The organism is Achromobacter sp. Marseille-Q0513, from assembly GCF_018195695.1.
In the GTDB taxonomy this organism is placed as follows: domain Bacteria; phylum Pseudomonadota; class Gammaproteobacteria; order Burkholderiales; family Burkholderiaceae_B; genus Achromobacter.
The window spans coordinates 1-5,360 of the sequence record NZ_JAGTJY010000277.1 but is presented as its reverse complement, the minus strand read 5'-3'; the positions used below and the strand labels follow the sequence as shown (position 1 = coordinate 5,360).

Sequence of the window (5,360 nt, the reverse complement as noted above, 5' to 3'; positions counted from 1 at the left end):
CGCCGACCTGTTCGATCTGGCCGACCAGATCGCGCTGACGGTGGCGCACGCCGCCGTGGCCGCCCGCGTGCCCAAGCTGATCGCGCTGTCCTCGGTGGGCGCCGATCTTGCCAGCGGCAGCGGCTGGATACGGATGAACCGCATGCTGGAGCAGCGCCTGCTGGCCAGCGGCATTCCGGCGACGTTCGTGCGCGCGGCCTACTTCATGGAGAACTGGATGCCGATGATCGGGCAGGCCGTCGGCAGCGGCACGCTGCGCTCGTTCGTGTCCCCGGGCGAGCGGCGCATCGCCATGGTGGCGGCGCAGGACGTGGGCCGGGCCGCGGCCGAGTTCCTGCTGCAGGACTGGGCTGGCGCGCGCGCCATCACCGTGTCCGGGCCGCGCTCGTACTCGCCGCAAGATGTCGTCGCGGCGCTGGCGGCCGAGCTGGGCAAGCCCGTGCGGCTGGACGTGCTGCCGCAGGCCGGCTGGCCCGAGGCGCAGGCGCAAGCGGGATTCTCGGCGGCGGCGCTGGAGGGATTCATCGAGATGACCCACGGCCTCAATGCCGGGCATATCGAGATGGATACGGATCCCGAGGCGGGGCAGTGGGAGGGGGCGACCACGCTGGCGCAAGCGGTGGGCGCGATGGCGCGCACGGCCCGCGAGGCGGCGGCCTGACACGCCGCGCAGGCCGCCTGCTACTCGTCGTCGTCCGGCAGCACGATTTCCCAGGTGCCGTACAGCGTCAGGCCCACGGCCCGGGCCAGCGCCACAGACGCATGGTTGTCGAACTGGCAGCGGTACTGCGGTTCGTAGCCTTGCGCATAGGCGTGGCGGCAGATGTCGCGCACCACGGCGCGCGCGTGGCCCTGGCCGCGAAAGGCGTCCAGCGTCAGCACGCCGGTGTCGGTGATCCGGGCATCGTCCCACTCGTACATGCTGGCCGCGCAGACCAGTTGGCCTTGCACGAACGCGCCGTACACCGCCCAATGGTCCAGCTCGACCCAGGCGTTGTCCAGGTCCTGGGCCGACGCGGCGGCGTGGAAGCGGGCAAAGGCGTCGGCATCTTGCGGGCCGAGCTGCCGCACCCGCGCGTCCGGCGCATCCCGCAGCAGCGCTTGGCGCGCCGCTTCAGAAAAGTAATAGAGGTGGTCCGCGCCGTTCAGCACGATGCCGGCGTCGGCCAGGCGATGCCGCAACAACGCTTCGGACAGCGGCAGGCCGGCGAGCAAGCCGGCCTGTTCCGCCATCGCGGGCATCAATTCCACCAGGGCAGGGCCGCCGACCGGGCGCAGCACGATCACGCCATTGTGTTCGGACAGGTCGGAATTGATGCGCACGCTGAGGTCCGCGTCCTGGTGCAGCAACTGTCCCGTCGAGACCTGGGTATGCCAGTAGCGGGTGATGACGGGAGACAACGATGGCATGGACAGGACACCTTCTGGATGAGGGAGGGGCGGCCGGCGGGAGGGCGCGATCGGACGCTTGCGGCGGCACGGCTGGCCGCCGACGGACATGCCCGCACAGGCATACGCCGACTCAGGAATGTCGCATTCCGGGGATTATACGGATGGGTTTGTGGAGGCTGCATCGAGATCGCGTGGATATTATTGGAAAATAATCGAATGGTTTGATAGATCGGGATTATGGATTGGCCGATATTCAACCGCCGCGCGATTTGAGATCGGAAATCAGCGGGTGGTGGCTTGGGAGCGCCGCGCTTTCCATGGCTGCCTCGCGGGCGGTGTCTTTCCGCCTGAGGGCACGCCGCCAAAGGACCCCAAAACCCACCGCTGGTCGCGGTGTAGAGCCACGAGTGTGCATTTATCCGGAATATTGGTCGTAAATATTCGATTAATTGATCGTTAATTTAAACGGGTATGTATTTTTTATATTTTTGTGCTTGATTGATATTGATGGTTCGTGTCAAAGTGAATCAAAGGCCGCCTTTCCTGCTGTATTAATTATCCGGTTTTTCCCCTGAGTCGTTTCGCGGAGATCATTCGCAAATCCGGCAGCAGTCGAACCGCTGCCGGGTGAGCCGCTGCATTGGCGAATCGCCACGCATCTCTCCGCGGTCATTCCTGGTTGGAGGACGGCATGCGAGAAAAGAAGACGCCCTTTGTTCCGGTGCAACGGCGCCTGAGCCTCCTGATCGGCGCGGCCCTGTTCGGCGGCTGGCCCGGCATGGCGGTCCATGCCGCCTGCACGACCTCCGGGACCAGCACCACCTGCAACACCAGCGCGCCGAATCCCGCGACCGCGCCGATCGGCCAGGGGCCTTCCACCGCGTCCGGCGCGTCCGTCACCCTGCAGCCCAACGCCCAGCTGGCGGTGGGCAACGCCAACGCCATCAGCCTGGGCGACAACGCCACCATCTTCCTGGGCACCGGCGCCGTGGTCAGCAATACGGCCACGTCCGGCGCGGGCCTGTGGACGGCCGGCAACAACACCGTCGAGTTCGGTTCCAGCGGCACGCTCACGGTGTCGGCGGGCGCCAAGATCCAGGCGCTGGGCACGCAGGCCAATGGCGAGGCGGTCAACGTCATGGGCGCGGGCAATACCATCCTCAACTATGGGCTGATCTCGGGGGGCAACGCCGCCGCGATCTGGTTCGAGGACCGCAGCAAGGGCGCGGCCAACACGGTCGACAACTACGGCATCATCCAGGCGGGCAACGGCACCAGCAGCAACGTCATCGGCAACAGCGGCAGTGGCGACGTCAGCTTCATCAACCGCAGCGGCGCCACCGTGCGCGGCAGCCTGACCTTCGCCAGCGGCAACGACTCGCTCACGCTGTATCCGGGCTCGGTCATCACCGGCGGTTTCAACGGCGGCGGCGGTACCAACAGCCTGTCGCTGGCGGGCGAGCAAGGGTCCAGCGATACCTTGCCCGGCACCATCAGCAATTTCCAATCGCTGATCAAGACCGGCGATGGCAAGTGGACCTTGTCGGGCTCGGTCGGCAGCAATGGCGGCGGCACGCCGCTGGCGGTGCAGGTGCAGGACGGCACGCTGGCCCTGACGGGCAACAATGCCGGTTTCAACGGCTCGGTCAGGGTCGATCCGGCCGGCACGCTGGAAGCCCGCGCGCAAAGCCTGCCGCCCAGCGTGACCAACAACGGCCTGGTGTTGTTCAACCAGCCGGACAACGGCACTTATGCCGGCACGATCAGCGGCACCGGCTCGGTCAGCAAGATCGCGGCCGGCATCCTGACGCTGAGCGGGGCCAATACCTACCAGGGCGGCACGCGCATCCAGGGCGGCACCGTCGCGGTCGGCGCCGACAACGCGCTGGGCGCCGGCAGCGGCGGCGTGACGCTGGACGGCGGCGCGCTGGCGTTCAACAGCAGCTTCACCCTGGGGGCCGGCCGAGCCGTCAGCGTGACCGCCAACAACGGCACACTCAGCGCCAATGCCGGCGTGACCGGCACGCTGACCCAGGCGATCACCGGCGCCGGCGCGCTGACCAAGGACGGCGCCGGCACCATCGTGCTGACCAGCAACGCCAATAGCTGGGCCGGCGGCGTCACCATCGCCGCCGGCACGCTGCAATTGGGCAATGGTGGCGCCTCGGGCAATCTGCCGGGCGCGTCCGCCGTCGCCAACAATGGCACGCTGGCCTTCAACCGCAGCGATCAGTTCACCTTCGGCAACCTCGTCACCGGCACCGGCGGCCTCAGCCAGATCGGCACCGGCACGACCATCCTGACCGCCAACAACAGCTACGCCGGCCCGACCTCGGTGACGGGCGGCGCGCTGTATGTGAACGGCACGCAGACCGGCACGGGTCCGGCCACGGTGGGCAGCGGCGCCACACTGGGCGGCTCGGGCCGGTTGGGCGGCAATGTCACGGTCCAGTCCGGCGGCACGCTGGCGCCCGGCGGCGTCGGCGCGGTGCCGGGCACGCTCACGGTCGGCGGCGACCTGACCCTGCAGGGCGGATCCACGCTGGCGTATTCGTTCGGCCAGGCTGGCGTGGTGGGCGGCCCGTTCAATGACCTGACCAACGTGGGCGGCAATCTGGCGCTGGGCGGCACGCTCAATGTGCAGACCTCGGCCGGCGGTTCGTTCGACCCGGGCGTCTACCGGGTGATCAACTACGCCGGCGCGCGCAGCGGCACGCTAGCGCTGGGCACGGTGCCCTCGCCGGGCAACTATTTCATCCAGACCTCGGTGGACAAACAGGTCAACTTGGTCAACACCAATGGCCTGACGCTGAACTACTGGGACGGCGCCATCGGCCCCAAGAACGACGGCCAGGTCAATGGCGGGTCGGGTGTCTGGACAGCCAACGGCGCGCTGACCAATGACAACTGGACCGGCATGGACGGCGCGCTGAACGCGCCGTGGACCCAGAGCGCCTTCGCCGTGTTCATGGGGCAGAGCGGCATCGTCAGCGTGGACAGCATCATCAACGGTCCGCTGCTGACGCAGGGCATGCAGTTCGCCGCCAACGGCTACACGCTGGTGAACAACACCGCGCTGGATGCGCTGACGCTGGTCGGCGTGCCCGTGAGCGGCGGGCCGAACGAGGCCGTGATCCGCGTGGGCGACGGCACGGCGGGCGGCGCCGGCTATACCGCCACCATTGCCGCCACGCTGGCCGGCGCGGCCCGGCTGGTCAAGACCGACCTGGGCACGCTGGTACTGTCGGGGACCAATACCTACACCGGCGGCACGGCCATCAACGGCGGCACGCTGCAGGTCTCGCAGGACAGCAACATGGGCGACCTGGCGGGCGCGCTGTCGCTCAATGGCGGCACGCTGGCCACGACCGCGACGTTCGACACGGCGCGCGCCACCACGCTGGGCGCGAGCGGCGGCAGCATCAATGTCGCGGCGGGCACCAACTTCGGCATCACCAGCGCCGTCGGCGGCAGCGGCGCGCTGAGCAAGCTGGGCAGCGGCACGCTGACCCTGGGCGCGGACAACGGCTATACCGGCGGCACCACGATCGCCGCCGGCACGCTGCAGCTGGGCTCGGGCGCGGGCGGCTCGACGGCGGGCAGCATCCTCGGCAACGTCAGCAACAGCGGCACGCTGGCCTTCAACCGCAGCAACACGTATACCTACGGCGGCATCATCAGCGGCGCGGGCAACGTCGAACAGATGGGCTCTGGCACCACCGTGCTGACCGGCAACAGCAACTACACCGGCGGCACGCTGATTTCCGCCGGCGCCTTGCAGCTAGGGGCGGGCGGGGCGACGGGCAGCATCGGCGGCAACGTCACCAACAATGGTTCGCTGGTGTTCAACCGCGGCGACACCTACACCTTCGGCGGCTTCATCAGCGGCACCGGCAGCGTCACGCAGCAGGGCAGCGGCACGACGGTGCTGACGGGCAACAGCAACTACACCGGCGGCACCACGATCT

The 5,360-nt window shown here is 68.2% G+C and carries 3 protein-coding genes; 2 read left to right on the top strand and 1 reads right to left on the bottom strand.

Features of this window, described 5'->3' with window-relative positions:
* Positions 1-661 (top strand): NmrA family NAD(P)-binding protein (locus tag KDH83_RS29245; protein ID WP_212322256.1); only part of this gene is annotated, 661 nt, incomplete at its 5' end.
* A gap of 20 nt (positions 662-681) precedes the next feature.
* Here the strand turns inward: KDH83_RS29245 and KDH83_RS29240 are convergent.
* On the bottom strand, positions 682-1,410 hold the full coding sequence (locus KDH83_RS29240) for a GNAT family N-acetyltransferase (RefSeq protein WP_212322253.1): 729 nt from the start codon (positions 1,408-1,410) through the stop codon (positions 682-684).
* A gap of 673 nt (positions 1,411-2,083) precedes the next feature.
* On the opposite strand from KDH83_RS29240, the gene KDH83_RS29235 reads away from it, so the two are divergent.
* On the top strand, positions 2,084-5,360 hold a 3,277-nt coding region (locus KDH83_RS29235; protein WP_212322252.1), incomplete at its 3' end, for an autotransporter-associated beta strand repeat-containing protein.

Bases quoted from the DNA above. Each gene is read 5' to 3' on its own strand.
- KDH83_RS29240 (WP_212322253.1), bottom strand. From the start codon at position 1,410: ATGCCATCGTTGTCTCCCGTCATCACCCGCTACTGGCATACCCAGGTC.